The organism is Streptomyces sp. NPDC002265 (genome assembly GCF_040296125.1).
Lineage (GTDB): Bacteria > Actinomycetota > Actinomycetes > Streptomycetales > Streptomycetaceae > Streptomyces.
This window is the reverse complement of record NZ_JBEOWS010000107.1, coordinates 1-25,976: the sequence shown is the minus strand read 5'-3', so window position 1 is coordinate 25,976 and position 25,976 is coordinate 1. Positions and strand designations below refer to the sequence as shown.

General features: G+C 71.5%; 25 protein-coding genes. 8 read left to right on the top strand and 17 right to left on the bottom strand.

Translation table 11 applies throughout. The annotated features are described in order from the left end of the window. Positions 1-135: 135 nt before the first annotated feature. The 4 genes from ABT085_RS20210 to ABT085_RS20195 all read right to left on the bottom strand — a co-directional run bounded on the left by ABT085_RS20210 (position 136) and on the right by ABT085_RS20195 (position 4,410). Entirely contained in the window at positions 136-1,410 is a 1,275-nt protein-coding gene (locus ABT085_RS20210; RefSeq protein ID WP_351609381.1) for a COG4705 family protein, read from the bottom strand. 38 nt (positions 1,411-1,448) lie between these two features. After that, positions 1,449-2,717, bottom strand: a complete 1,269-nt coding sequence (locus tag ABT085_RS20205) for a sensor histidine kinase (RefSeq protein ID WP_351609378.1) — start codon at positions 2,715-2,717, stop codon at positions 1,449-1,451. Beyond that, complete coding sequence (locus ABT085_RS20200; protein WP_351609375.1) at positions 2,708-3,361, bottom strand: response regulator transcription factor; 654 nt, start codon at positions 3,359-3,361, stop codon at positions 2,708-2,710. Before ABT085_RS20200 ends, ABT085_RS20205 begins: the two co-directional genes overlap by 10 nt. A 176-nt stretch (positions 3,362-3,537) precedes the next feature. After that, on the bottom strand, positions 3,538-4,410 hold the full coding sequence (locus ABT085_RS20195) for a COG4705 family protein (protein WP_351609372.1): 873 nt from the start codon (positions 4,408-4,410) through the stop codon (positions 3,538-3,540). Positions 4,411-4,635: 225 nt separating this feature from the next. Here ABT085_RS20195 and phoU point away from each other — a divergent pair, with 225 nt between their 5' ends. Then, entirely contained in the window at positions 4,636-5,298 is a 663-nt protein-coding gene (gene phoU, locus ABT085_RS20190) for a phosphate signaling complex protein PhoU (RefSeq protein WP_351609369.1), read from the top strand. A gap of 46 nt (positions 5,299-5,344) precedes the next feature. Here the strand turns inward: phoU and ABT085_RS20185 are convergent, their stop codons facing one another. From ABT085_RS20185 to ABT085_RS20165, 5 genes are read right to left on the bottom strand one after another with little or no spacing between them, the layout of a single operon-like run. After that, the gene (locus tag ABT085_RS20185; protein WP_351609366.1) at positions 5,345-6,073 is read right to left on the bottom strand and encodes a response regulator transcription factor; all 729 of its coding nucleotides are present in this window, start codon (positions 6,071-6,073) and stop codon (positions 5,345-5,347) included. 58 nt (positions 6,074-6,131) lie between these two features. Then, positions 6,132-8,777, bottom strand: coding sequence for an FtsX-like permease family protein (locus tag ABT085_RS20180; RefSeq protein WP_351609363.1), 2,646 nt, complete (start codon positions 8,775-8,777; stop codon positions 6,132-6,134). Further along, positions 8,774-9,439 carry an ATP-binding cassette domain-containing protein gene (locus tag ABT085_RS20175; protein WP_502982763.1) on the bottom strand — a complete coding sequence of 222 codons (666 nt, stop codon included), beginning with the start codon at positions 9,437-9,439 and terminating at the stop codon, positions 8,774-8,776. The genes ABT085_RS20180 and ABT085_RS20175 overlap by 4 nt, the downstream gene beginning before the upstream one ends. After that, a complete protein-coding gene (locus tag ABT085_RS20170; RefSeq protein WP_351609360.1) occupies positions 9,423-10,172 on the bottom strand; it encodes an ABC transporter ATP-binding protein in 750 nt (249 codons plus the stop codon). Before ABT085_RS20170 ends, ABT085_RS20175 begins: the two co-directional genes overlap by 17 nt. 5 nt (positions 10,173-10,177) lie before the next feature. Then, positions 10,178-10,771, bottom strand: a complete 594-nt coding sequence (locus ABT085_RS20165; RefSeq protein ID WP_351609358.1) for a hypothetical protein — start codon at positions 10,769-10,771, stop codon at positions 10,178-10,180. Between the two features lie 199 nt (positions 10,772-10,970). On the opposite strand from ABT085_RS20165, the gene ABT085_RS20160 reads away from it, so the two are divergent. Then, positions 10,971-12,287, top strand: a complete 1,317-nt coding sequence (locus ABT085_RS20160) for a sensor histidine kinase (protein WP_351609355.1) — start codon at positions 10,971-10,973, stop codon at positions 12,285-12,287. A 55-nt stretch (positions 12,288-12,342) separates the two neighbouring features. Here the strand turns inward: ABT085_RS20160 and ABT085_RS20155 are convergent, their stop codons facing one another. Then, complete coding sequence (locus ABT085_RS20155; RefSeq protein WP_351609352.1) at positions 12,343-13,191, bottom strand: polysaccharide deacetylase family protein; 849 nt, start codon at positions 13,189-13,191, stop codon at positions 12,343-12,345. Next, positions 13,188-14,525, bottom strand: a complete 1,338-nt coding sequence (locus ABT085_RS20150) for an MGDG synthase family glycosyltransferase (protein ID WP_351609349.1) — start codon at positions 14,523-14,525, stop codon at positions 13,188-13,190. The genes ABT085_RS20155 and ABT085_RS20150 overlap by 4 nt, the downstream gene beginning before the upstream one ends. Before the next feature lie 267 nt (positions 14,526-14,792). Between ABT085_RS20150 and ABT085_RS20145 the strand changes: the two genes are divergently transcribed. Continuing rightward, on the top strand, positions 14,793-14,957 hold the full coding sequence (locus tag ABT085_RS20145) for a hypothetical protein (protein ID WP_351609346.1): 165 nt from the start codon (positions 14,793-14,795) through the stop codon (positions 14,955-14,957). A 279-nt stretch (positions 14,958-15,236) separates the two neighbouring features. Here ABT085_RS20145 and ABT085_RS20140 read toward each other — a convergent pair whose 3' ends face one another. Next, the gene (locus tag ABT085_RS20140; protein ID WP_351609343.1) at positions 15,237-15,809 is read right to left on the bottom strand and encodes a hypothetical protein; all 573 of its coding nucleotides are present in this window, start codon (positions 15,807-15,809) and stop codon (positions 15,237-15,239) included. A gap of 162 nt (positions 15,810-15,971) precedes the next feature. Here ABT085_RS20140 and ABT085_RS20135 point away from each other — a divergent pair, with 162 nt between their 5' ends. Together ABT085_RS20135 and ABT085_RS20130 are read left to right on the top strand one after the other, a co-directional pair. Further along, positions 15,972-16,649, top strand: coding sequence for a response regulator transcription factor (locus tag ABT085_RS20135; protein ID WP_351609337.1), 678 nt, complete (start codon positions 15,972-15,974; stop codon positions 16,647-16,649). Between the two features lie 139 nt (positions 16,650-16,788). Beyond that, complete coding sequence (locus tag ABT085_RS20130; protein ID WP_351609332.1) at positions 16,789-18,129, top strand: sensor histidine kinase; 1,341 nt, start codon at positions 16,789-16,791, stop codon at positions 18,127-18,129. A 39-nt stretch (positions 18,130-18,168) separates the two neighbouring features. Here ABT085_RS20130 and ABT085_RS20125 read toward each other — a convergent pair whose 3' ends face one another. Together ABT085_RS20125 and ABT085_RS20120 are read right to left on the bottom strand one after the other, a co-directional pair. Then, on the bottom strand, positions 18,169-18,651 hold the full coding sequence (locus tag ABT085_RS20125; protein ID WP_351609329.1) for a hypothetical protein: 483 nt from the start codon (positions 18,649-18,651) through the stop codon (positions 18,169-18,171). 12 nt (positions 18,652-18,663) lie between these two features. Then, the gene (locus tag ABT085_RS20120; protein WP_351609327.1) at positions 18,664-19,914 is read right to left on the bottom strand and encodes a DUF418 domain-containing protein; all 1,251 of its coding nucleotides are present in this window, start codon (positions 19,912-19,914) and stop codon (positions 18,664-18,666) included. A gap of 195 nt (positions 19,915-20,109) precedes the next feature. On the opposite strand from ABT085_RS20120, the gene ABT085_RS20115 reads away from it, so the two are divergent. Together ABT085_RS20115 and ABT085_RS20110 are read left to right on the top strand one after the other, a co-directional pair. Then, the gene (locus tag ABT085_RS20115; RefSeq protein WP_351609324.1) at positions 20,110-20,778 is read left to right on the top strand and encodes a response regulator; all 669 of its coding nucleotides are present in this window, start codon (positions 20,110-20,112) and stop codon (positions 20,776-20,778) included. Then, on the top strand, positions 20,775-21,893 hold the full coding sequence (locus ABT085_RS20110) for a sensor histidine kinase (protein WP_351609321.1): 1,119 nt from the start codon (positions 20,775-20,777) through the stop codon (positions 21,891-21,893). The genes ABT085_RS20115 and ABT085_RS20110 overlap by 4 nt, the downstream gene beginning before the upstream one ends. A 63-nt stretch (positions 21,894-21,956) precedes the next feature. Here ABT085_RS20110 and ABT085_RS20105 read toward each other — a convergent pair whose 3' ends face one another. Together ABT085_RS20105 and ABT085_RS20100 are read right to left on the bottom strand one after the other, a co-directional pair. Beyond that, a complete protein-coding gene (locus ABT085_RS20105; protein ID WP_351609319.1) occupies positions 21,957-22,355 on the bottom strand; it encodes a (2Fe-2S) ferredoxin domain-containing protein in 399 nt (132 codons plus the stop codon). After that, positions 22,352-24,337, bottom strand: coding sequence for a heavy metal translocating P-type ATPase (locus ABT085_RS20100; protein ID WP_351609316.1), 1,986 nt, complete (start codon positions 24,335-24,337; stop codon positions 22,352-22,354). Before ABT085_RS20100 ends, ABT085_RS20105 begins: the two co-directional genes overlap by 4 nt. Positions 24,338-24,497: 160 nt before the next feature. Between ABT085_RS20100 and ABT085_RS20095 the strand changes: the two genes are divergently transcribed. Next, positions 24,498-24,887, top strand: a complete 390-nt coding sequence (locus ABT085_RS20095; protein WP_351609313.1) for an ArsR/SmtB family transcription factor — start codon at positions 24,498-24,500, stop codon at positions 24,885-24,887. Positions 24,888-25,079: 192 nt separating this feature from the next. On the opposite strand, the gene ABT085_RS20090 is transcribed toward ABT085_RS20095, so the two are convergent. Continuing rightward, the gene (locus tag ABT085_RS20090) at positions 25,080-25,850 is read right to left on the bottom strand and encodes an ion transporter (protein ID WP_502982764.1); all 771 of its coding nucleotides are present in this window, start codon (positions 25,848-25,850) and stop codon (positions 25,080-25,082) included. Positions 25,851-25,976 lie beyond the last annotated feature (126 nt).

The following is a 25,976-nucleotide window of genomic DNA, read 5'->3' as shown; positions in this document are numbered from 1 at the left end:
TCTTTTGCGCCGGTTTTGTTTTTCATGTCTTTCCTTTTGGACCTATAAAACTTGGGATCTACTTTTGTTTTAACCTGCGCCGGGGTCGGGTTTGTCGGCGGGGGTTGTCCGCACCCCCCGCGCCGATCGGGCCCGTCAGCGCATGTCAGTGAGGAGAGTGTTGAGTTCGGCCTCCTGCTGGGCCGGCGGCATCGGCGGGTTCGAGTGGTCGATGCCGAAGGTCTTCAGGACCTGGTCCATCTGAGCGTCGAGGAACGTCCAGCCGGTGTTGTCCAGCGGATGCAGCGAGGCTTCGTCGGCGTCCCAGAGGTCTCGCAGCGACTGGGCAGCTGCGTGTGCCCCGGTCGCGTTCCCCGACTGTGCGTCCTTGAGCGAGGTCGATGCGAGTGCCCTCAGAGCGTCGACCTTCGTGGACGGGAAGTTCTTCACGGCCTGGCCGGGGGCGAGGTGAACGGTGGAGGTGGCGTCCTCCTCCGGCGCCGGGCCGACGTGCGGCTGGCTGTGCGCCCAGACCAGCAGGGACCCCGTGAACACGGCGAGGAGGGCGAAGCCCGCCAGCGCGACGCGCTCCCTCTGCGGGTTGGCGGAGAGCTGCGGGGTGTGCGTGGCGTCGTAGGTCTCGGTCACGTCGGAACGTGTCACCGTCAGGTAGATGACGGTCACCAGGATCAGGCCCAGGAAGATCAGGCTGGTGGTGAAGGTGCCCAGCGCAAGGCCGGTCGGCTCGCCCGGCTGGGCGACCTTCGGGGAGGCGAGCCAGTCGCCGATGTTGGCGCCCAGCGGGCGGGTCAGGATGTAGGCGAGCCAGAAGGACAGCACCGGGTTGGCGCCGAACTTCCACTGCAGCGTGATCGCCGCGATGAGGCCGAGCGGCAGCAGGACCGAGACTCCCGGGCTCCAGCCGGTGAGCTCGAGGGTCCAGTCGCCGGTCGCGGTGCCGAGGGCGAAGGTGACGAGAACGGCGAGCCAGTAGAACGACTCACGCGGCAGCGTCGTGACCGAGTGGATCGACAGGGTGCGCTCGCGCAGCCACCACACGCCGAAGACCACGGCGAGCAGCACCGAGAACACTACGGTGCTGATCCACAGCGGCACGTTGAGCTGGTCGGTCAGGATGTCGGTGTAGAGCGTGCCCGTGACGCTGACAACGACCACGGTCAGCCAGTACGGGAACGGGACGTACCGCTTCAGCCGTAGCTGGACGGCCAGGACCACCACGAATACCGCGGTGAAGATCCACGCCGTGTTCACCAGGCCGACGCCCAGCTTCATGTTGATCCAGTCGGCGAAGCTCTCACCGACGGTCGTGCACAGGATCTTGATCACCCAGAACCAGACGGTGACCTCGGGAACCTTGTTCAGCATCAGCCGCCCGCTGCGGTCCGTGCGGGCTTCGCTCGTCGTTGTCATGCGGCAAGGCTGGCTCGGCCAACCTGCACACAACCTGACTACGAGATCGCCTCCGGCGTGGGGAAGGTCACCTCGACGCGACCGTGGCCATCGGCGATCGCACGGACTGCCACTCCCGCGGACGCGGCGAGACGCTTGACCACTGCCAGCCCCAGCCCGTGCCCGTTGCCGCTGGTCACGCCCGCTTCGAAGACCCGATCGACCTCTGCGGGATCGAACCCCGGGCCATCGTCGAGGACATCGATCACGACCCCCTGCGACTCGATGCGCGCCGTGACCCGGACGCGCGAACGCGCATGCCGCAGGCCGTTGTCCAGCAGGGGTGACAGCACCGCCACGACGAGTTCCGTCGCCACGGCGACGTCGACGTCGGCCGGGACGGCGAGTTCGACGGAGCGGCCGGCGATGGCCTGTCGGGCCGCCGCCCTGAGGTCGCAACGGGTACCGCCGTCGATCCGTGTCCGGGCGGAGCTCAGTATGGTCGTGATCGCCGTGTTCAGACGGTCGGCCTCGGTCAGAACGGACTCCGGTGGCAGATGACGACCGGAGAGCTGCGCCAACTGCGCCTCGCCCCGCAGAACCGTCAGGGGCGTTCGCAACTCGTGGGCGATCTCGTCGGTGAGCCGGCGCTCGTCCGCGAGCGCGTTGTCCACACGGTCGAGCAGGCGGTCCAGAGTTCGCCCGAGTTCCCCGAATTCATCGCGCGGAACGCCGAGGTCGAATCGGCGCCCGGGTTCGTGATCACCCCAGTCGTCGGCGAGGGCGGCCATTTCGTGGACCACTCGCAACGCACGAACCACCACGAGGTGGGCGACAACGCCTGCGAGCAGGATCGCGATGCCGCCCAGCATGAGGGACATCGTCAGGCTGCGCTGCTCCGACGTCTCGTACGGCGTCAGATCCACCCGCACGACCGTCATGACGTGGTGGCCTTCGAGCCGTATCGGTTCGGCGTACAGAAGATGGTTGCCGACCGTGGTGGTCTGGGACTGCCCGGAGCCGACGAGCGCATCGACGCGGTCATGGACGCTGTCCGGCACGATTCCGTCGATGAGGTGCCCATCGGCGTACACCCATGAGACCGTGTCCAGCGCTTCGTTGCCGCTCTCGATCAGCACGACGTGGCCGTCGCGTACGACCACGTTCGCCGCCACCGCCTCTGCACGGGTGTGCGCCAGAGCGTTCGCGTCGGCGTCGGTCACCTGGCTCAGCAGCACGTGCGAGACCACCACCAGCACTGCGACCACCGCTGTCGCGATCAGAACCGCAAGCGCGACGACCCTCCCGCGGAAGCCTGTCACTCCCATCGATAGCCCACCCCGCGGACCGTCGCCAGCCGATCGGCCACGCCCAGCGCACCGAGTTTGGTCCGCAGCCGGCGAACGAAGGAGTCGAGGGTGTTGTCGCTCACCTGTGCGCCATGCGGCCAGCCCGCAGCGACGAGGGCGTGGCGGCGTACAGCGTCGCCCCGCGAGGCGATGAGCCTGCCCAGCAGGCGGAACTCGGTCGGCGTCAGGCTCTCACTCGTCGAACCGTAGGTCACGACATGTTTCGCCGGATCGAGAACGATGCCCCTTGCCGGGGTCGTCGCGGTTGTTCTGCGCAGCAGGGCGCGGACCCTCACCAGCAGCTCCGGAATGTCGAACGGTTTCGTCATGTAGTCGTCGGCTCCCGCCTCGAAGCCGCCCACCTTGTGATGCATGCCGTCCAGGGCGGTCAGCATCAGCACCGGGACGTCGATGCCACGTGCCCGCAGTGCCAGGCAGACATCGCGGCCATCGGCGTCGGGGAGCCCCAGATCCAGGACGATCAGGTGCGGGGCCGGTTCGAGGTGCCGCAGCAGGCCGTCCGCTGTTGCGGCGACTGCGACCGTATGACCGTCGTGCTCAAGTGCGCGCTTGAGCACGTCACGGACCGCCGCGTCATCCTCACACACCATGATCAAAGCCACAGCCTGCCCCTAGGTACTCCACAGCTAGGTACTCCACAGCCAGAGTTCTCCCGCTCTCCCAGGTCGGCGCACTGGTGGTCCGCGAGACTACAGTCTTGTAGACATAGTCTGGGACATCAGACGCCCGACCGGGATATGCGTTCCCTCACGTCGCGCACGGGCGGCTGGGTGGCGGATCAGGCGGCATCCCGGCTCCCGGTGCGACCGGCAGGCCGCGTGCCGTCTGCGGCGCGCTGTTCGGTGACGTCCGCGCGGGTCGCAGCCAGGTACACGACCAGTCCGAGTATCACCGTCAACAACAGTCCACTGGTCACGACCGTGCCCAGTTCCAGACCGCCGTCGCCGCTCGGCCGGGAGAGGTAGTCGCCGATGCAGGCGCCGAGCGGGCAGGTGAGGATGCAGGCGATCCAGAAGCTCCACACCGCGTCCATGCCGAGCTGGAAGTGCGCGATGCCCAGTGCGGCGATGGCCAGGCCGAACAGCACCGCGGACAGCCAGTAGCCCAGGCTCAGCCGCTGCGACACGAGGTCGCCGGCGGCAGCGCCGAGGGCGAAGGTGAGCAGCACGGCCAGCCAGTAGAAGGACTCGCGGCCGGTCGTGTCGATGCTGTGGATCGACAGCGTGCGCTCGCGCCGGTGCCAGACCACGAAAACGGCCGCGAGGGCTATCGCGAAGACCGTGGCGGCCGGATCGAGCGGTACGCCCATGCTGTCGGTGAGACCGTCGCTGATCAGGGTGCTGACGACGCCGGTCAGGGCGACGGCCGGCCAGTACACACCGGCCCGGTACACAGTGGTGCGGAACTGGACGGCCAGCGCCACGGCCAGCAGCGCACTCATCAGCACCGACACCCCGGCCAGGCCGAGACCGGCCTTGTCGTTCAGCAGATCGGCCGCGGTCCCGCCGACCGTGGCGCACAGGATCTTGGTGATCCAGAAGTAGACCGTGACTTCGGGAACTTTGCTCCAGCCCGGCCGGCGACCGGACGACGGGGCCGCCCGCCCACCCGCTGCCGGAAAGTCGGGTGTCTCACAGGGTTCAAGGGTCATGGCGGCCGACCGTGCCGCGAAGAGCCTGAATGCATCCTGACTGCCGAGGACCCGAGGTGGAACGGGCTCGCAACCTATGATCGGTTTGAGGGGATCGGTGCAGGACGGCATGCGCGGAAGCCCTGAGCGGGGCGGTCGCGCCGGAATCCGTCAGCCGATCCCGGCTGGAGCCTGCCGGGAACCCGGCTGTGGTGAGAACGGCCCGTCGATGGAGGTGAGCGACGGATGCGCAAGGCCTACCAGCAGGAGCTGGACTCGATCGGCGAAGCACTGAAGGCGATGGCCGATCTGGTCGGTTCCGCCATGGGCCGAGCCACGAGCGCTCTGCTGGACAGCGACCTGCAAACAGCCGAAGGCGTGATCTCCGCCGAGGCGCACGTCAAGGACATGCACCGCGACCTGGAGGACAGGGCCATCGCGGTGCTGGCCCGCCAGCAGCCCGTCGCCACCGACCTACGGACGGTGGTCACCTCCCTGCGCATGAGCGCGGACCTGGAGCGATGTGGCGTGCTCGCCAAGGACGTCGCCACCGTGGCCCGCCGACGGTATCCCGAGCACGCCGTACCGCAGGACCTGCGCCGGACGGTGCTGGAGATGGGCCGGCTCGCTCAGCGGCTGGTGTCCCAGGCCGCCGAGGCACTCGTCACCCACGATGTGGAAGCCGCACTGCGGGTGGAGCGGGACGACGACCGGATGGACGAACTGCACCGCCTGCTGTTCCAGCACCTGCTGGACGAGCAGTGGCAGCACGGCGTGGAGACGGCCGTCAACGTCGCGCTGGTCGGCCGCTACTGCGAACGCTTCGCCGACCACGCGGTCTCCATCGCCCGTCACGTGGTCTACCTCGCCACCGGCGAACACCGCGCCGACCTGCCCGTTGATCATTGAAGGGATGGGCGACTTGTCGGCGTTCCCCGGCCTAGGAGGCGAACCGTCAGATCTCCAGCCGGTAGCCGTGTCCTCTCAGCGTGCCGAGCCGCGGCAGCCGGCACGGGCGCCGCGCCGCCTCGGCAGCCTGGGCAAGCTGACGGCGCAGACCGGCCATCGTGACGTCCAGCGTCTTGGTGGGACCGAACCAGTTCTCGTCCCACACCTCGGCCATCAGGGTTTCGCGTGCGACGGCTTCTCCCGGATGCCGGGCGAGCGTGGCCAGCAGATCGAACTCCTTGGGCCGCAGTCTGACCTCCTCGCCGTGGAGGGTGCACCGGCGGGCCTTCGCGTCGATGACGAGGTCGTGCAGGTGTACCGGTGTCTGCTCGGTGGGCGTGACGGCCCGGCGGCGCAGATGGGCGCGCAGGCGGGCGAGCAGCACCGTCAGGGAGAAGGGCTTGACCAGGTAGTCGTCGGCACCGGCTTCCAGGCCCGCGATGATGTCGATGTCGTCGGTGCGTGCGGTGAGGATGACGATCAGCAGGTCCGGGAAGCGGGCCCGCAGGTCCCGTGCGACGTCCAGGCCGTCGATGTCGGGCAGGCCGAGGTCGAGCAGGACGGCGTCGTAGGAGGAGGTGCCTGCCTCCGTGAGAGCGGCGACGCCGGTGCGGATCCACGCCGTGGCATAGCCGCTGCCGCGCAGGCCGGTCTTGAGGTGATGGCCGATCGTCTCGTCGTCCTCCACGACGAGTACGCGCAGACGGCTCTGGTCCGGTGCCGTGGACGTACCCATGGTCGACAGCCTAGGTCCCTCGGTGATCTCGTCCATCGTTGCGGCTGGTCGGTGTGGTTCACATGTCGCGCAGTTCCTCCACGGCGGGGCGCCGGGAGCTGCGGATGCCGTTGAGGGCCGCGGCCAGTACGGCGGTGACGGCGGCGAGCCCGGTGAGGGCGAGGTAGGTGCCGGGGACGGCCAGAGTGGCCGGCGGGGGGTCGAAGACACCGGTGAGGACCTTGACGAGCATCTGTGACAGGGCCCAGCCGATGAGTGCGCCTGTCGCCAGGCCGGTCGCGGCCAGCAGGAGGGCTTCGGTGAGGACCATGCCGCGCAGTTGCCGTTGTGTGGCGCCGAGGACCGTGGCGATGGCGAAGGTGCGGCGCCGCTCGGCGAGTCCGAGCGCGAGGACCAGGCCCCCGGCTCCGGCGGCCAGCAGTACCGCGAAGGCGAGTTCGATGCGGGTCAGGCCGGCCAGGTCGACGGAGGTCAGGCTGGTGCCGACCGTGCCGCGGGTCCGGGTCAGGTCGGTGACGGTGGCACTGCTGCCCAGTTGCCTGCGCAGCTGGGCGGCGACCTGCTGCTGTCGGCTGCCGCCCGTGTCGACGAGGAAGGCACCCACAGAGTCGCTGCCCGTGGTCCGGGTGATGTAGGAGGCGTTGGCGACGAAGAAGCTGTCCTTGGGGGCGGTGGGGAATTCCTTGACCACTCCGGCGTAGTGGAAGGGGACGGTGCGCAGGGCCTTCGTCCGGGCGTCCTGGATGCGGAGGTTGACGGTGTCGCCGGGCTGGAGCTGGAAGTCGTGCACGGTCTCCTCGCTGACCAGGAGATTGTCCGGGCGTCGGGCCAGGCTGTGCATGAGCTGTTTCGCGGTCCCGCCGGCGAAGTAGGCGTCCTGGAGCGAGGTGGCTCGGGTGACGGTGTCGGGGCGGACGCCGTAGAGGTCCTGAAGGTCGGAGCCGACGTAGGCGAACCGGTGCTGGAGCGGCTCGACGTGTCGTACGCCGCTGACTTTCAGGGTGGTTGCCGCGTTCGGCGGGATGTGAGCGCCTGGAGGTTCGGTGACGGTGACGTCGGCGCCGTTGGTCAGCCGGGCGTCGACTTCTGCCTGTTGCCGGTAGGTGGCGTTGAAGACCGCGGTGGATACCGCGAAGGAGACGGCGAGGGCGAGCAGGACCACCGACCGTGCGAGCGTGCGGCTTCGGCGCGACAGGGTGGCCGCGGTGGTGCCGGCCAGGTTCCCGGTCAGCGGTCGGGCGAGCCGTGTCAGCGCGGGGCGCCCGTGGTCGAGGGCCAGCAGGGTGAGGCGCCATACGAGCAGGGCGGCGCCGATCCACAGCAGTACGGGTCCGAGGAAGGCCCAGTACGACACGGAGATGGTGGGTACGCCCTCGGGCGCGAGGACCAGGGCGTACTGGTTGCCGGAGGAGGCGCGGAAGACCAGCCACGAGCCGGCCAGCAGGACGAGGTCCAGGCCGTAGCGCATCCACCAGGGGGTGCGTCGGGGGCTGTTCTCCTTACGGGTGTCGGCGACGGTGACGGTGCGCAGATCCCGCAGGGCGGGTACGAGGACGGCTCCGGCGGCCACCGCGGCCCCGAGGGCGAAGGCGACGCCGTACCAGAGCGGCCAGGTTGCACTGCCGGCACCGAAGGATGCGGCACCGAAGGCGAGGTGTCCGGTCAGGGCGGCCGCGCCCAGCCCGAGGAGGCCGCCGAGCAGGCCGATCAGGGCGGCTTCCAGGGCCGCGAGCGCGGTGATCTGCCCGGGGCGCAGCCCGCGCAGGCGCAGCAGCCCCTGTTCCTGGCGGCGACGGTCGCCGCCGGCCGAGGCGACCGCGGCCGTCAGTGCGGCGGCGAGTACGGCGCCGGGGACGCCGAGGAAGAGGAACAGGACCTGGGCGTACAGGGCGTCCTGGCGGGCGGAGTCCAGGGCGGCGCCGACGTTGTCGCCGACGAGTGCGGTGCCCGCGGAGTGGGCCACCAGGTTGTGGGCGGCTCCGGTGACGGTGGTGAAGGCGGCTGCGGGGTCGGTGGGCAGGTGGCTGTGGTCGCGGGCGACGTGGATCTGTGTGGTGGTCGCGGTGGCGCCGCGGGTGAGTGCGGCGAACTGTGCGGCGGGCAGGAGTACGACGTTGTCCGGTGGGGCGGTGGGCTGGGACTGGCTGGGTGCGCCGACGGTCTGGAAGAGGGAGTCGGCCTGGGGCAGGTCGACCACTGCGTTCACGGTGACCTGGCGGCGGCCGACGCCGGGTAGCCCGATGGTGATGGTGTCCCCCGGGGCCGCGTGCAGGTTGGATGCGGTCTGCTGGGCGAGCAGGACGCCGGTCGGGGAGCCGGCGAGGGTGCGGATCTCGTCGGGGAACCGGTTGCGGTAGCCGTCGGGCAGGCCGAGTGCGATTCCGGGCCCTGTGGTCTGGGTGCTGCCGTGCGCCTGGGCGCTGAAGCCGGTGGTGTGTGCGTAGCCGACCGGCAGCGCGGTCTGCGTGCCGGGGGTCTTGCGGACCAGGGACAGGACGGTGTCCGGGTCGGCGCCGGGCTGGACCTGGACCTGCCAGTCGACGGCGACCGAGCGCAGGGCGCGCTGGGTCATGGTTGCCTTCGACGCAGTGAGGAAGGAGCCGAGTGCCGCGATCAGGGCGACGGCCAGGGCGACGCCGGCCAGGGCGGCCAGGAGCCGTCCGGTGCGGTGGCGGGTGAGGCCCTTCACCCATGCGGTCATCATGGCGTCTCCTCGGGTGCGAGCAGTCGTCCGTCGCGCATGGTGCGGCGCTGGGCGAGCCGGGCGGCGACGGACGGGTCGTGGGTGGTGACGACGAGGGCGGCCCGCGTCAGGTCCGCGGCGGCCAGCAGGGCGTCCAGGACGCGGGCGCCACTGCCGTGGTCGAGGCGGCCGGTGGGTTCGTCGGCGAGGATCAGGCGGGGGGCCTGGCACAGCACGCGGGCGACAGCCACGCGTTGGGCCTGGCCCCCGGAGATCTCTTCGGGCAGCCGGTCGGCCAGGTGCTGGACGCCGACCTGGTCGAGGGCCGCGAGAGCGGCCTGCTGCGCCTCGTTCTCGGGGTGGCCGGCGAGGATCAGCGGGAGGGCCGCGTTCTCGGCCACGTTCAGCGCGGGAATGAGGCTGTCGTTCTGGAAGACCAGTCCGATGTCGCTGCGCTCGAGGCCTGCGGCTCGGGTGACGGTCCCGGTGGTGGCTTGTTCGAGTCCGGCGATCAGGTGCAGCAGAGAGCTTTTCCCCGAGCCGGACGATCCGACGACGGCGAGCCGGTCGCCGGGACGGATCGTCAGGTTCGCTCCGTGCACCGCCACCACCGCCTGCGCGTCCCGGCCGAAGGTGAGGGCTGTGTCGGTGCAGGTCACGAGTGCGTCATCGGGCGGCATCATGGATTCCTCCCAGGGCAGCAGAGGACGGCCTGTCGCCGGCCTTTCCGTCGTCCAGGGCGATGACCCGGTCGGCGATCCGCACGGCTTGTGCGCTGTGTGTCACGATCAGCACCGCGCAGCCCTCTGCCGCCCGTTGCCGCAGCATGGTCAGGACGAGGTGTTCAGCCTCGCCGTCGAGTTCGCCCGTGGGTTCGTCGGCCAGGAGGACGGAGGGAGAGTTCGCCAGGGCGACGGCCAGTCCGGCCCGCGCGAGTTCCCCGCCGGACAGCTGGCGGGGCAGGGCGTGGGACCGCTCGATGATCCCTGCCTGCGCCAGGAGGTCGTCGGCCGTGACGGTGGGCCTTCGGCCACTGGCCTGCTGCGGCAGGCGGACGTTGTCGCGCACGCTCAGGTGCGGCAGCAGGTTGCGGGTCTGCAGCAGGACGCCGATGTGACGGGCCCGCAGCCGGGCCCGCTCCGTCTCGGGCCGGTGGCTGATGCGGACGCCGTCGACGCGGACTTCGCCTCCGGACGGTTCGTCGAGGCCTGCCAGAACGGCCAGCAGGGTCGACTTGCCCGCCCCCGAGGGGCCTACGACGGCGACCGTCTCACCGCGCCGCACCGCCAGCGACACCCCGCGCAGCGCGAGTGTCTCCTCCTCGCCAGCGCGGTAGAAGCGGTACAGCTCGCGGGCGGTGAGCACGTCATCGTCGAGGGGGCGTACGCGGGTACGGTCGCGCGGGATGTCGGGCACTGCTCTCACCGCCAGGTGACGGAGTCGCTGACGATGCGCCACGGGTCGACGTTGTCGGCGTTGACCGGGCCGGACAGAGTCAGGTTCACTTCATGGCCGGACCGGAAGTAGGCGTAGCGCTCGAACGCGTCGCGCACCACCTTGCCGGTGACCGGGTCCTTGGCCGAGTCGCCCTGATAGGTCAGCAGAATGGCGCGTCCCGCATGCCGGGTCACCTCGGACACCTTCGGGGCGGCGAACTTCGGTGTCTGGGTGCGTACTTTCGGAACGACGTCGGCGGCGACCGAAGCGGTCGTGGGGGCGGTGGTGGCCGGTGCCGACGTGATGGTGATGGTGTTCAGCTTGTCCGTGAACGTCGTGGTGCCGCCCCGGACCGTGCGGGACCAGCCTTCGGGCACCTTCACGGTGAACCCGGTGAACGAGCCGCCGGCCGGCCGGTAGGCGACGTAGACCTGGTTGTCGGGGATGTCCCCGGGCGGATTGGACTCGGTGGGCGCGGCATGGGCCTGCCCGCCGCTGTTCGCCGTGGATGTCGTCGGTGCCGAGCCCTGCGCGCCGGAACCGGAACAGCCGGCGATGGCCGTGACGGCGATCGCCACGCCCACAGCCGCGACCGCTCGTGTATGTCGTCCGTGTCGTCCCATGGCTGCTGCCCCTCTCCTGAGGTACCCGTGCCGGCCGGTCATGACAGCGACGCTAGGGACCGACGGGTTAACGTTCGGCCCGGCGAGGGTTAGACGACGGCAAAAGCGGCGCCGCGTCACGTCAGGGCAGGCGGCGGGCCCGCATCATGAAGGCATGAGACAGCGAGTGGTGCGAGTGGCGCTCACCGCCGCACTGGTCGCCGTGGTCCTGCTTGCCGTCCCGCTGGCATTGGTCATCCGGTCGTCCCTGTACACGGCGCAGCGCGACGCTCTGGAGCGAGTGGCCCTGGCGGCTGCGGTGCGGGTGAGCCCTGACTACGTCACCGGCGACCCCGTCGAGCTGCCCCATGCCCCGCCCGGCGGGCGCTTGGGCCTGTACGACCAGCAGGCCCGGCTCCGGGCGGGCAGCGGCCCGACGACCGGGGACGCTCCGGTCCGCCGTGCCCTGGGCGGTGGGCTGGTGCGCAGCGAGACGGGCGGGCAGATCGTCGTCACCGTTCCGGTCTCGCACGCCGAGCAGGTGATCGGTGTCGTGCGGGCGTCGTCGCAAGCAGGCGCCGTGCAGCGCCGTGTCCTAGCGGCCTGGGGCGTCCTGCTGGGCGTGGCTGTGCTGGCGGTCTCCATCGCGGTGCTCGTCGCCCGTCGTCAGGCACGCGTGCTGGCTGCACCGCTGGAAGAGCTCTCCCGGCACTGCCGGGCCGTCGCCGGGGGCGACCTGACCCGGAGGGCCGCTCCCAGCAGCGTCGCCGAGATCGACCAGGTCGCACACACCCACAACGAGATGCTGGACAACCTCTCCGAACTCCTGCGCCGTGAACACGATTTCACGAGCAACGCGTCCCATCAGCTGCGCACCCCGCTCGCAGGACTGCAACTCGCGCTGGAGGACGGACTCGGCCAGGACGACGAAACCGGTCTACGGCCGGTGGTGGCCGAGGCGCTGGCCACCACCGAGCGTCTGCACCGCACGGTGGAGGAGCTTCTGCGTCTGTCCCGCTCACAGGGCTGGGCCCACTCGGCTGCCACGGGTGTCGCGGCGCAGCAGCTGATCCGGGAGACAGCTGACAGGTGGCACGGGCTCTTCGCCCGGGACGGCCGGCGCCTGATGAGCGCCGGCGATGACCTGCCCGAGGATGCCCGGATCCCGGCAGGGCCCGTGTCCGAGGTGCTGGGCATTCTGCTCGACAATGCCAGGGTCCACGGGCGCGGCACCGTCCGGCTCCGGGTACGGGATCTGGGGAGCGCCCTCGCCTTCGACGTGAGCGACGAGGGCAGCATCGACGAGGATCCGGCGCGGTTGTTCGACCGCGGGCATTCCGGTGGCGGCCCCGGAGCGGGCATCGGTCTGGCCCTCGCCCGCGACCTGGCCGTCTCACTCGGCGGACGGCTCTCCGTGACGCACAGGAGTCCCACCACCTTCATGCTCCTCCTGCCCGTCGTCGAGGGCAGCGAGGAGGCTCCGGCTCCCTGAGGCCGGCGGGGTCGGCCGTCGGGAATCCGGCGGCTGCCTCCGTGCCTCCAACGGCTTACCCGCCCGCCGCAAGATGCACTGAACGCGTGTCATCCCCGCCCGATCCACGCTGATGCGCCGCACCCCCTCCGGGATGCGGCGAAAGCACCTTCACGTCCGCGGCGGCGGGCCATCCGTGGTCACGGAGCGGACCTGCCTCGTACCCTCGCGCCTCGCAGGTGTCGAGAATGCGCGGAAGCGCGCCGAGGGCGGAGCGCCATGCGCCCGGCGCGGAGGTGCAGTCCGAGTCGTGGAGCAGCACGGTGCCTCCGCCGTACAGGTCGGCGACGACGGTGCGGTGGACCGACTCCGGGGTGGCCCTGGCGGTCCAGTCCTCGCCCCAGCAGGTCCACAGGACAGGGGTGAGTCCGAGGCTGCGGGTCGCCTTGTGGGCCGATCCGGACATGACGCCGTACGGGGGGCGGAAGAGGGTGGGCCGCCTGCCCGTGATCTCGGCGACGGTGTCGCGTGCACGGGTCAGGTCGGTGTGGGTAGCGCGCGGGCCGCGCAGCAGCAACGGGCGGTGCGCCCAGCCGTGCACACCGATCTGGTGACCTTCTGCGGCCATCTCGCGGACCAGGTCCGGCGAGCGGCGCGCCTGGCTGCCGAGGAGGAAGAAGGTGGCCTGCACCCGCCTCGCGGCGAGAAGTTGCAGGAACGCGGGCGTGGACTTGGGGTCGGGGCCGTCGTCGAAGGTGAGGGCTACGTGATCCGCCCGGCCTTGGCCGGCGAGGCGGGGCATGAGGCGGTTGCGCAAGGGCCCGAGCGTGGAGATGACCGGCGCGCAGTGGGCGGTGGCCAGCACGGCCGGAACGGCTGCCGCGACGGCTGTGAGCAGAGGCGCCGCTCTGAGCGGGGGTGTCATCGGTGACGTCCGTCCGGACCGTGGCCGACGTGGCTGGAGCCGAGGTCCGGGTCGAGGGTCTGGCTCACCGCGTGCATCAGGGTGCTGCCTTCGCGACTGGTCGCGGCCCCGGTGGCGACGGCGCACGCCCACACTGCGCAGGCCACGGTGGTCGTCGCGGCCAGGCGCCGGAGCCGGGTGTGTCGCCGGGTCGCGGGCGGTGATGTCGCGGGCGGCCGTCCGGAGCGGAGCACGCGCGCCGCCTCGGCGGCCGGTCCACGATCCGGGGAATCCGCGAAGAGCGCGAGCCCCGCCTCGCGTTGGCTCGGCCCGAGCGGCCCGTTGACCAGATCGTCGAGGACGTCCTTGAGTCGGTCCTGGTGGCGGATCCAGACTGCCGCACCTGCCCGGTCGAGGGCGTCGGCGTTGGTCAGGCCATGGCCGGGTATGCAGCCGTAACTGGCCACGGGCAGCCCTGCGGAGAACGCCTCGAGCGTGGTCAGCCCGCCCGCGTTCTGGACGAGAACGTCGGCCGCGTGCATCAGGGCGGGCATGTCGTCGACCCAGCCGTGGACATGCTCGATGCCGTCGGCGCGCAACTGTGCGGCCAGGGCCGCGTTGCGGCCGCACACGACCACCGGGACGACGGCACCGCAGTCGCGCAGTTCGCGGGCGACCCGCCGGACGGGACCGACTCCCCAGGATCCGGCCACGAGCAGTGCGAGCGGAGCCGTGGGAGGAAGCCCGAACCTCATGCGCGCGAGGCTGCGCTGCTGCGTGTCGCAGGGCCGGAACCGGGGGTCGGCCACCGGCCCGCGGACGCGGACGTCCCTGGCTCCCGCCGCCCGCGCCTGAGCCGCAGGTACGGCGTGGACGGCGAGATGGACGTCCACGCCGTCCGCCACCCACAGGGGGTGCACCGAGAAGTCGGTCAGATAGGTGAGAACGGGGATGCCCAGGCGGCCGTCGAGCCGGAGATTCCCCAGCACGCGACTGGCCCCCGGGTAGGTCGACACGACGGCGCCGGTCTGCGGATGCAGGGCTTTCAGGACGCGGTTCTCGGCGGACCTCAGCAGGGCACGTGCCCCGCGGCCGGCACCGTCGGCACGCTCGGTGCCGGAGTAGATCCGCTGGTAGAGCCAGGGCGCACGGTCGACCATCAGTCGGTAGGCGTCCCTGGCGGTTGGGCCGAGGCGGGCGGGCATGAGGTCGAGCAGATCGTGGCGGTCGACGACGATTCCTTCCGCCGTCAGTCGGCGCTGGAGTTCCGTGGCAGCGCCGTCGTGGCCGGCGCCGACACTCGCCGAGACGATCGCAATGCGGTCGGGTGGTGCCGCCGCCCGTCCAGGGGACACACGCACACCCGCCGGCGTCAGGTGTGTTCGTCCGCTGTTGGCCATGGACTTTCCTCTGCATCGGTGGAAGATCGATCAACTGCGAGATGTAGTGGCCGCGATCGGGACGGGAGCATCTCCTGCATCTCGCAGGAGACAGCCGGGAAGGCATGCTCGTCCGGCACCGCGAGGGCTGCGGACACGCCTGCGCGGCGATTCGCGACGAGACCGCACACGGCGCGGCGCACGAGATCGCTGCTCGACGAAGTCCGCGCCCGTGCAGCGGTGTTGAGCCGTCTCGTAGCCGAACTGGGCGGTCAGGAAGACCAACTGCTGCACGAAGTGCTGTCCGCACACGAAAGGCCCCACGGTCGCCGGGGCGACGGCGACGGCGACAGCGACAGCGACAGCGACAGCGACAGCGACAGCGACAGCAACGGCGGGAAGAGGTGAACCGCCGCTGATCGGCGATGCGTTCCGCTCGTCGTCACCCCCGTGCCGAGCGTGTCGGAGACGGCTTCGCCCTGGAACGCCGGGCCGACGGGTACGCAGCCGCCCGGGTGGGCGACCGTCGTGTCGTGGCCCGGGCGGTCGCACGCGCAGCACGGGCCACCGCGTCCCGCACGTCGAGCACCGGGACACTCGCGGCCAGCCGCAGGCCATGACTCCTCGGGGCTCGGCCGCGCTGGTCCGTGCGGCGCGGCCGGGGTCGCGCCGCACGGGAGATCCGGATCAGCCGTCCAGGACGGTGTTGCCGGTCAGTGTGCCGCCGGTGCCGTCGACGGTCACCACGTGCCGTACTCCGTCGGGGCCGACGACCACGATCCGCCAGGCCTGGCCGCCGCCCTGCTCCGTGACCGGCGCCAACGACTCGACCTTGCCGTCCTTGACCGCGGCGGCGGCCTTGTCCAGGGCGTCCGCCGCGGAGAGCGAGGGCAGCGGGGCAGGGGCCTCGCCGGCGGACGACTCGGAGCCGTCCTCACCACGCGCGCCGCGCTCGCCGTCCCGGATCCGCCCGTCGCGCTCCTTCGGACCGTCGGAGCCGTCGCGGCCCTCGGACTGCGCCCGCTCCCCGCCGCGCCACTCGTGTCCCCCGGCGAACACCGTCCTGTGCTCGCCACGGTCCTCCTCGTGGTGGTGGATCGCCGCCGCGGCCACGCCGCCGCCGATCGCCACCACGGCCGCGGCACCGGCCACGGCCCAGCGCGCCCTGCGGCCCCGCAGCCGGCTCCGGACGGAGGACTTCGTCTCCGCCGTGCCCGGACCGTCCTCGCCCGTCGGCTCCTGCGGCTCCCCCGTGCCCATGGTTTCGCTCACTGTGCCCGCCCTGATCTTCTGGAAGGGTCCGGGCCCTGCGCCCGGACATCCGGGGACAGCATCGCTGGAGGGTGCTTAAGACTTGCTGAAGACCTGAAGACGCCTTCAGCTTGGTGTCTTGCCCGTCCCGCGACCTGACACCCTGGGGGCATGCGTGTACTGGTGGTGGAAGACGAGCGTCGGCTGGCCCTGGCGCTTCAGCACGGCCTGACCGTCGAGGGCTTCAGCGTGGATGTCGCCCACGACGGCGTGTCCGGGCTCGCCAAGGCCACCGAGCGCCCCTACGACGTGGTCGTGCTGGACATCATGCTGCCCGGCCTCAACGGCTACCGGGTGTGCCAGCGGCTGCGGGACACCGGCAGCAACGTCGGCATCCTCATGCTCACCGCCAAGGACGGCGAGTGGGACGAGGCCGAGGCGCTGGACACCGGCGCCGACGACTACCTGTCCAAACCGTTCTCCTTCGTGGTGCTCGTCGCCCGCCTGCGGGCACTGGCCCGCCGGATCGGCAGCCGGGCCCCGCGGCGCACGGTGCTGGGCGATCTGGTGGTCGACTCCGCCGCCCGCATCTGCACCCGCGGGGGCGTGTCCATCCCGCTCACTCCGCGCGAGTTCGCCGTACTGGACCACCTCGCCCGGCGGGCCGGCGAGGCGGTGTCCAAGCGGGAGATCCTGGACGAGGTCTGGGACAGCGGCGTCGACAGCGACCCCAACACCGTCGAGGTCCATGTCAGCGCCCTGCGACGCAAGATAGACACTCCGTTCGGGCGGGCCGCCGTGCAGACCGTCCGCGGCGCCGGATACCGGCTGGCGGCCGACGGTGGCTGAAACGGATTCCACGGCCCCTGAACCGAAGCACCGCCCCGCGATCGTGCCCGGCGCGCGCCATCGGCCCCGTACCGCACTGCGCCGCCTGACCGGACATCCCCGTACCACCGCACTGATCCGTCGGCTGACGCCGCGCTCCGTGCGTGCCCGCACCACTCTCGCCGCGTGCGCGAGCGTCGCCGTCGTCCTGCTCGCCGCGTCGGCCGTCGTCGTGCTGCTGCTGCGCGCGAACCTCGAGCGCACCGTGGAGACCGGGGCCCGCACGCAGGCACGGGACGTCGCCCGTGCCGCCACGGACGGCCGGCTGACCCAGCCGCTGACGCTCGGCCCCGGAACCGACTTCGTCCAGGTGGTCGACGCCCATGGAAAGGTCGTCGCGCAGAGCCAGAACCTGACCGGCCGGCCCGCGCTCACCCCCACCGGAACCCGCAACGGCCACCGGACGTACGACCTGGACGCCCTCGGCGAGGAACACCACCAACGCGTCACCACCGTCACCGCCACCACCCCCACCGGCCCGGTCACCATCCACGTCGGGGCATCGCTGCGCACCGCCGACGCCGCCGAGGACGTCACCACCGGTGCCCTCGCCGCTCTGAGCGGGCTGCTGCTGTTCACCGTCGGCGCCCTGACCTGGCGTACGACCGGCCGCGCGCTGCGGCCGGTGGAGGCCATCCGCGCCGAGGTCGCCGCCATCGGCGACCGCGCTCTGGACCGCCGGGTCCCCGCACCACGCAGCGACGACGAGATCGCCCGCCTCGCCGACACCATGAACGCCATGCTCGAACGACTGGAGGCCGCAGGCGCACGGCAGCGCCAGTTCATCGCCGACGCCTCGCACGAACTGCGCAGCCCCCTCGCGGTACTGCGCACCCAGCTGGAGGTCGCCCTCACCCACCCCGACCCGGAGGTACGCGACACCCTGGTGGCGGGCGCCCTCCAGGACACCGAGCGCCTTCAGGCACTCACCGCCGACCTGCTGCTGCTCGCCCGTCTCGACGCCACCGGACAGGGCCGGCCCGACGAACCCGTCGACCTCACCGATCTCGTCCGCACCACCGTGGCGGCCCGCTCCACCGACCCGCACCCGGTGACCCTCCACGTCCCCGGCGACATCACCGTGCCCGGCAACGCCCTGTGGCTCGGCCGACTGCTGACCAACCTGCTCGACAACGCCCAGCGCCATGCCGGCCGCACCGTCACGGTGCGGCTGTCGACGGGCCGCGGGACGGGCGACGCCGTTCTCGACATCGCCAACGACGGCCCCCCGATCGCCACGGCCGACCAAGAGACGATCTTCGAACGGTTCGCCCGCCTCGACGACGCCCGCAGTCGCGACGACGGCGGCACCGGCCTGGGCCTGCCCATCGCCGCGGACATCGCCGCCCTCCACGGCGGCACCATCACCGTCCTCGACACCGCGGACGGCACGACCTTCCGCACCCGCCTCACACGCAGTTCGTCGCCTGCGCGCCGGTGACCTTGGTCGGCTGGTGCCGCGGCAGGCGATGTTTGCCCGTCAAGGAGCGGCGTCCGGTGCGTGCTCTCGGCGTGCCGGCCGGAAGTCCTCGTACTGGACGTACTTGGGCTTCAACTGGGTTGCAGGGCCGACCGGTTCGGACGCGGCGATCTGCAGCGCCTCGGCGAAGGTGGTGCGGCCGGTGAGCGGAGCGACCTGGTACCGGGCGAAGCCGGTCCAGCCGCACGGTGCCGCCGCGGCGACCACCAGCGGACTGCGGTGATGGGCGCCGTCGAGCGTCGCATGATGCGCCGCGCGTTTCCGGTGCTCGGTGCGCGGCGCCGTCGCCTGCCGGACCGAGAAGATGTGCCGGCCGGTCACCTCGTGCACCGTGCCGGTCACCACCAGGGCCTCGACCTCCTCGGCGGCCTTCTCCGGTCGGGCTCCGCCGTCGGACTCCGCCAGCCGCAGGCGCCGGATCGAAACCGATTCGTGGGCATGGGCAGGCGAGCCCGCAAGGGAGCGGCCCGGCGCAGGCGGCACTGCCGGCGGACACTACTTGATGACTTGCGCAGGCCGGGTCGCGACATGGAGCAGTTGTTCCAGGGGGCCGCGGCGGAAGGTGCGGGTCCACAGGGTCGCCGCCAGCATGGCGGCCGCGATGAAGGCGAGCAGCACCGGCAGCGCGGACAGCGTCTCGTTCTCGACAAGGGCCACAGGCCAGACGTCGGTCAAGAGCCACAGTGCAACGATGTGCAGGACGTACGCGGTCAGCGCCATCTTGCCGACCGCGGCGAGAGGCGCTGCCATGCGCGTGAGCCGCGGCAGCCGGTCGGCGGCGGTCAGGCATCCGGCCACCACCAAGAGCGCAATCCCGGTGTTGCCGAGGATGGAGAAGGTGGTCTGGCTGTGCGGCGCGGCCACCAGCAGCCAGGCGAGGGGTGTGCCGGCCTCGGGTTCCCCGACCGCGTCGGACCACCAGGCCGACGACGACGGTCCGCCGCCCGTGGCCGACGAGATGGCGGTGAGCGCACGCGGGACCAGATGCAGCGCCAGCCAGGAACCCCCGTAGCCCAGGACGGCAAGCACCGCGCCGGTCAGGGCCAGCCGGGACCGCGTCCGGGGGCGGCTGAGGTCGAGGCGCGCCACCGCCATGCCCGCGAGGAGGAAGGGCGCCCAGGTCAGGACCGGATACTCACCCGTGAACAGCAGCTCGATGATGCCGTCCGTGCCGGTGAGCCCGGCCAGGGGGTCGGCCTGGATGACGCTGTCGGCCCAGGTGCCCTCTTCGATGGACCGGCGCAGCGCGTAGAGGATCTGGGGCAGGGCCAGCGCGCCTGCGGCGGCGATGAGGGCGAGTGTGGCGGCGCGCAGCCGGTGCAGCGGCAGGACTGTCAGGAAGAGCAGTCCATAGAAGCTGAGGATCACATCCACCTGGGTGTCCAGGGTGTTCAGGGCGTATCCGAGTGCGGTGAACAGCACGGCGCGGATGGCGACCCTGGCGGCCGCCTGCCGGCCTGCGCGCCCGGTCCGGGGCCGGGGGCGGCCGGTCATGATGACCAGTGAGAACCCGGCCAGCAGCGCGAAGAGGGCGGAGGAACGCCCTCGGGCCGCTTCCAGGACGAAGCCCATCGGGCCGCCCACGCTCACATCGGGCCCCACGTGAGCGGAGTACATGCCGAGGACCGCCAGTCCGCGGGCCAGGTCGATACCGATCAGGCGCCCGGTCGACGGCGCGCAGGAGGAGTCCTGCGGCGGCTCGGATAACGCGGCCGCCTGCGCGGCCGGGGGTGCGTCGTGTGTCATGCCTCCAGGATTCACTCGGCAGGGCGCCGCACCCCACCGGGCAAGTGTCCGAAACCGCCCTGTCGACCGGCTGGAAACGCGCTGGCCGACCGCCACAGCCCTGGCGACGAACGGCGACGGATATCGGACATCCCGCCCACAAGTGACTGGCTGCATGGTAGGCATCGAAGCCTGCACACAACGAGCGGAGAGCACGTGATCCGGGTACTGGTGGTCGACGACGAGGCCCTCGTCCGTACGGGCTTCACCCACATCCTCAACGTCTCACCCGACATCCGCGCCGTGGCGGCCGTTCCCGGCGGCCAGGCGGTGCAGACCGTACGGGAGTTACGTCCCGACGTCGTCCTGCTCGACATCCGGATGCCCGACGTCGACGGCCTGAGCATCCTGGCCGAGGTCCGGCGCATGCCGGAGCCGCCCGTGGTGGCCATGCTGACCACGTTCGACACCGACGAGTACGTCGTGGCCGCACTGCGCTCGGGCGCCGCCGGGTTCCTGCTCAAGGACACCGACCCCGAGCAACTGCCGCATCTGGTACGCACCTTGATCGAGGGCGGCACCGTGCTGTCGTCGCAGGTCACCCGCACAGTGGTGAACGGCTTCCTCAGCGGCGGCCTGCGCGAAAGCCGCGCCGTCAACCTCGTCGCCCGCCTGACCGAACGCGAGCGCGCCGTCCTGGCGCTGCTGGCCGAGGGCCTGTCCAACACCGAGATCGGCGACCGGCTCCACCTGAGCACCGGCACCGTCAAGGGCCATGTCAGCTGCGTCCTCGAGAAGGTGCAGGCCGACAACCGCGTCCAGGCGGCCCTCGTCGCCGAACGCGCAGGCCTGCTCAAGCCGTCCGCGGAAACAGCCCTCCGATGAACTCCGGACGCCCACCTGCCGTGGTGCTGGACGCCGTCCTGGTCGCTGCCGCGCTGCTGGACATGTGGGCCAACGTCGACAGCGACGACCGCAGAGCCACCGCCTGCGCACTGATGGCCGCGCTCGCTCTCGTCCTGCGCCGCCGCCACCCGCTGGCGGCCTTCACGCTCGCGCTTCCCTCCGCGCTGGTCACCGATGCCGTCCTCGCGGCCATGGCCGCGCTGTACAGCCTCTCCTCGCTCAGCCGCCACCGTGCCCTCCTGGCCTGCTGCGCCCTCGCCTTCGCCATCAGCGACTTCATGCCCTGGCCGTGGACGTCCCTCGAAGCCGCCGACCTCGCCGAGACCTACAGCCTGGTCCACCTCACCTACACCCTCGCCACAGCCGCCGCCCCCGTCTTGCTCGGCCGGCTCGTCCGAGCCCGACGTGAACTGTCCCTGCGCCTCACCGAAATCTCCGAGACCCGCGAGCACGAACAGCTGCTCAACGTCCAGGCGGTACTGGCGAAGGAGCGCGCCCAGCTAGCCCGCGAAATGCACGACGTCGTCTCCCACCAGGTCAGCCTCATCGCCGTCCAGGCAGGGGTGCTCCAAGTCGGCAGCCCCGACGCCGAAGCACGAGCAGCCGGCACCGTCATCCGCCAACTCAGCGTGCAGACCCTGGAGGAACTGCGCCACATGGTCAGTGTCCTGCGCGCCTCCGGCAGCCGCCCGACGGAACTCACCCCTCAGCCCTCTCTGGCCGATCTGCACCGGCTGATCGACACCAGCGGCATCGACTCCGAACTGCACACCAGCCTGCCCCACGGACTTCCCCCAACCCTGCAGCGCGCCGTCTACCGCACTGTCCAGGAAGCGCTCACCAACGTGCGCAAACACGCCCCCGGCGCCACCGCGACCGTACGCATCCACCACCACGGCAACACCCTCGAGACCACCGTCACCAACACCGCCCCGACCCGGCCCGCACTTCCTCTGCCCGGAACCCGGCACGGACTCGTCGGCCTGCGCCAACGCGCCGAACTCCTCGGCGGCACCGTCACCAGCGGCCCGAGACCCGACGGCGGCTACGAGGTCCGTCTCGCACTGCCCGCCGACAGCCCGCACGCCCACTGAACCGGCCGAGGAGGCGGACGGCCCGTCCCGCCGCCCCGGCCGACGCCCGGCAACGACCGACGCTCAGTCCTGCACGCCCCGTCGCACACGCCGCGACGGGGCGAACTCGTACAGGTCCAGGACGGCGGGCGGGTCGGCGAGTCCGGGGCCTCCGGCCGCGACCCAGCCCACGATCTCGGACGTGGCGTCGGGGTCGTTGACCAGGCCGAGCCAGACCGGTCGTCCGCCTGCGGCCCGGCTGGCGGCGGACGGCTGGACCACGATGACGTTCGCCTGCTCGCAGGCGTCCAGGCAGTTCACGGCCCGGACCCGGGCAAGGGCGCCGAGCCCGGACTTGAGCGTGGCGAGCTGACCTGCGTGATCGACACCAGGGATCTTCCCCGTACCGCAGCAGCAGCCCCGGCACACGGTGACCGTGCACCTGGCCTCGCCCGGCGGGGCGGGTGCCTTGCGGCGGCTCATCCGGCGGCCCGCTGCCAGGCCGATTCGCGCAGCAGGCGCAGTCCGTTGAGGCCGACGACGACGGTGGAGCCCTCGTGCCCGGCCACGCCGAGGGGCAGCGGCAGGGTGCCGATCAGGTCCCAGGCGACCAGGGCGGCGATGAAGACGCCGGCGATGACCAGGTTCTGCACGACCAGCCTGCGGGCCCGCCGGGACAGCGCGATCACGGACGGGACCGTGCGCAGTTCGTCGCGCACGATCACGGCGTCGGCGGTCTCCAGCGCGAGGTCGGAGCCCGCCCGGCCCATGGCGATCCCGGTGTGGGCTGCGGCCAGGGCGGGCGCGTCGTTGACGCCGTCGCCGACGAAGAGCACCTTGCGGCCCGACTCCTGCAGTTCCCGTACGGCGGCCACCTTGTGCTCGGGCAGCAGTGCGGCCCGCACGTCGTCGATACCGGCCTCGGCGGCCAGCCGGGCGGCGGCGCGCGGGTTGTCGCCGGTCACCAGAACGGGTGCCGATCCCACGAGGTCGGTGAGCGCGGACACGGTCGCGCCCGCGTCGGCGCGCAGCCGGTCGGCGATGCCCAGCAGTCCGGCCGGTACGTCGTCGACGGTGACCACGACGGCGGTCCGGCCGCCGTACTCCAGTTCACGGGCGACCGCCGCGGCGCGCGCGGAGAGCGCGTCGTCCGCCCGTGCCCCGTCGAGCAGCCGGGCGGGTGCTCCGGCGGTGATGTCCCGGCCGCCCACGGTGGCGGTGATCCCGACGCCGGGTGCGGAGGTGAACTCCTGGGCGTCCGGCAGGGCGAGGCCCCGGTCGCGGGCCGCCTCGACCACGGCACGGGCCAGCGGGTGTTCGCTCGGGTGCTCGGCCGCCGCGGCAAGTGTCAGCAACTCGGTCTCGTCGAGCCCCGATCCGGCGAGCGGGCGGATGTCGGTGAGGCGCGGGATGCCCTCGGTCAGGGTCCCGGTCTTGTCGAGCGCGACCGCGTCGGTCTCGCCCAGGCGCTCCATGACCACCGCGGACTTGACCAGCACACCGTGCCGTCCGGCGTTGGCGATGGCCGACAGCAGCGGCGGCATGGTCGCGAGGACGACCGCGCACGGCGAGGCGACGATCATGAAGGTCATCGCGCGCAGCAACGACCCGGTCAGCGCGGCCCCGAAGGCGAGCGGAACGAGGAAGACGGCGAGGGTCGCCGCCACCATGCCGAGCGAGTAGCGCTGTTCGACCTTCTCGATGAACAGCTGAGTGGGCGCCTTGGTCCCGGACGCCTCCTCCACCATGCGCACGATCCGGGCGATCACCGAGTCGGAGGTGTCACGCCCCACCCGCACCCGCAGCACACCGGTGCCGTTGAGGGTGCCGGCGAAGACCTCGTCGCCCTCCGCCTTGGCGACCGGCAGCGGTTCGCCGGTGATGGTCGCCTGGTCCACGTCGCTCGCACCGTCCAGGACGCGGCCGTCCGCGCCTAGGCGCTCACCGGGTCGCACCAGGATCGTGTCGCCGACGTTCAGCGCCTCGACGGCGACCCTCTCCCCCTCCCCCGCTGCTGTCAGCCGCGTCGCGGTGACCGGTGCCAGATCGAGCAGACCGCGCACGGAGTCGGCGGTGCGGGCGGTGGCCAGTGCTTCCAGGGCACCGGAGGTGGCGAAGATCACGATGAGCAGCGCACCGTCCATCGCCTGGCCGATCGCCGCCGCTCCGAGGGCCGCGACCACCATCAGCAGGTCGACGTCGAGGACCTTGTCCCGCAGTGCGAGCAGACCGGCCCAGCCCGGTTCCCAGCCGCCGGCCCCGTACGTCAGCGCGTACAGCGGGCCCCAGGTCCAGGCCGGCGCCCCGGCCAGGTGCAGGGACAGCGCCGCCAGGAAGAGGACCAGGGCGGCAAGGGCCCAACGGGCCTCGGGCAGCGCGAGGACGCGGGTCCGGCGGGGCGCGGTGCCCTCGCGCGGGAGCGTGCCCCGGCCGCTGGAGGGCGGAGCGAGGGTGGAGGTGTTCATCGGGGCGGGAGTCCTTCGGGGTGGACGGCACGGCAGGGCCGGCATGCGGTACGGAGAAGCCGCGGAGACCGGCTGCCACCGGGTCCGCACGCCCCACCGTACAGGATCACATGAAGACTCATTCATGTGTTCATGTCCGAGCGTCCGTAGGATGAAGCCCATGGGCCATGGAAAAGACGCCGAGAACACGTCAGCCGCCACCGTGCGCGAGCGACTGGAGACCGTCGGCGCCACCGACGTGGCCACCACGCTGCAGGCCCTCGCCACACCCTCCCGCCTGCGCATTCTGGCCCGTCTGCAGGAAGGCCCGTGCGCGGCGACCGAACTCGCCGACGCCGTCGGCATGGAACAGTCCGCCTGCTCCCACCAGTTGCGCCTGCTGCGCAATCTCGGCCTGGTCACCGGTGAACGCCGCGGCCGCTCGGTGATCTACGCCCTCTACGACAACCACGTCGCCGAACTTCTCGAACAGGCCCTCCACCACGTCGAGCACCTGCGCCTGGGCCTGCGCGACACCCCGGCCGCCGCGCAGGCGGCCGGGGCCGGCTGAGTCTCACACGGGCACGGCCACAGCGGCCGGCTCCGGCTCGCCACGATCAGTGCGGGCAGGCTGCTCGCCACCGCAAGCAGTACGAAGGCGAACGTCCGCAGCAGCACCAGGCCGACGGCCCAGGCGACCAGACCGAGACCGTGGGCGAGATGGTCCGCGAGGTAGCGCCAGACACCCCTGCGCCTCGCCGGTTCAGGGGCGGCCTCCGGCAGCGGGGACCGGGCGCTCCGCAGGCCCGGACTGGGGCGGCGGAATCCGGGCGAGATCGCGCTCGAGCGCATCGAGAGCCTGGCGGGCCGCACTGATGCGTTCGTGGAGCAGGACGGGGTCGTCCGGTCCGGGAGCCGGAGGCGGCGGCTGCCCGGGGGCCGCCTCTCTCTCCATCTCACGTGCCTCGTCGAGGGAGGTGATGACCACTCCGATGAGGACGTTGACGAGAACGAAGGAGGCGAGCAGGACGTAGGAGGCGTAGTAGAGGAGGCTCCAGCGCGAGACCTCCAGACCGGCGTGGACAGCGTCCCCGATGCCGTCGAGCGTCATCAGCAGGAACAGGGTCAGGACCGCGCGGCCGATGGATCCGTAGTGCTCCGGATTCTGCCGTCCGAAGAAGACCCATCCGACCATGGCGTAGACGTACAGCAGCAGCGCGCCCACGAGCAGGAAGCTCAACGTGCCGGGCAGACTGCGCGCCACGGCGACCAGCATGATCCGCAACTGCGGCAGGAAGCGCGCCGTACGCAGTACCCGGGCCAGCCGCAACAACCTCAGCACCGTGGTGTTCTCGCGTACGACGGGCAGGAAGGCGCACGGCACCACTGCCAGGTCGAAGAGGTTCCAGGGGTCTTTGAAGAAGGACCCTGGGCGGTCGGCGTACGCGGCCAGACGCAGAACGATCTCCACGGTGAACACGGCGAGGCAGCCGTGCTCTGCCAGCCGCAACCACAGGCGCCACTCCGCGACCAGGCCGGCGGAGCGGAGTAGGTCTCCAGCCCCATTGACGTGCTCCCTGGCCTAAAGTCCAGGGATTCCGGCCTGGGTCGTCTGACCCTTCCGGGGGCTTCCTGCTTCACCGCGCTGTGCGGGCACGTG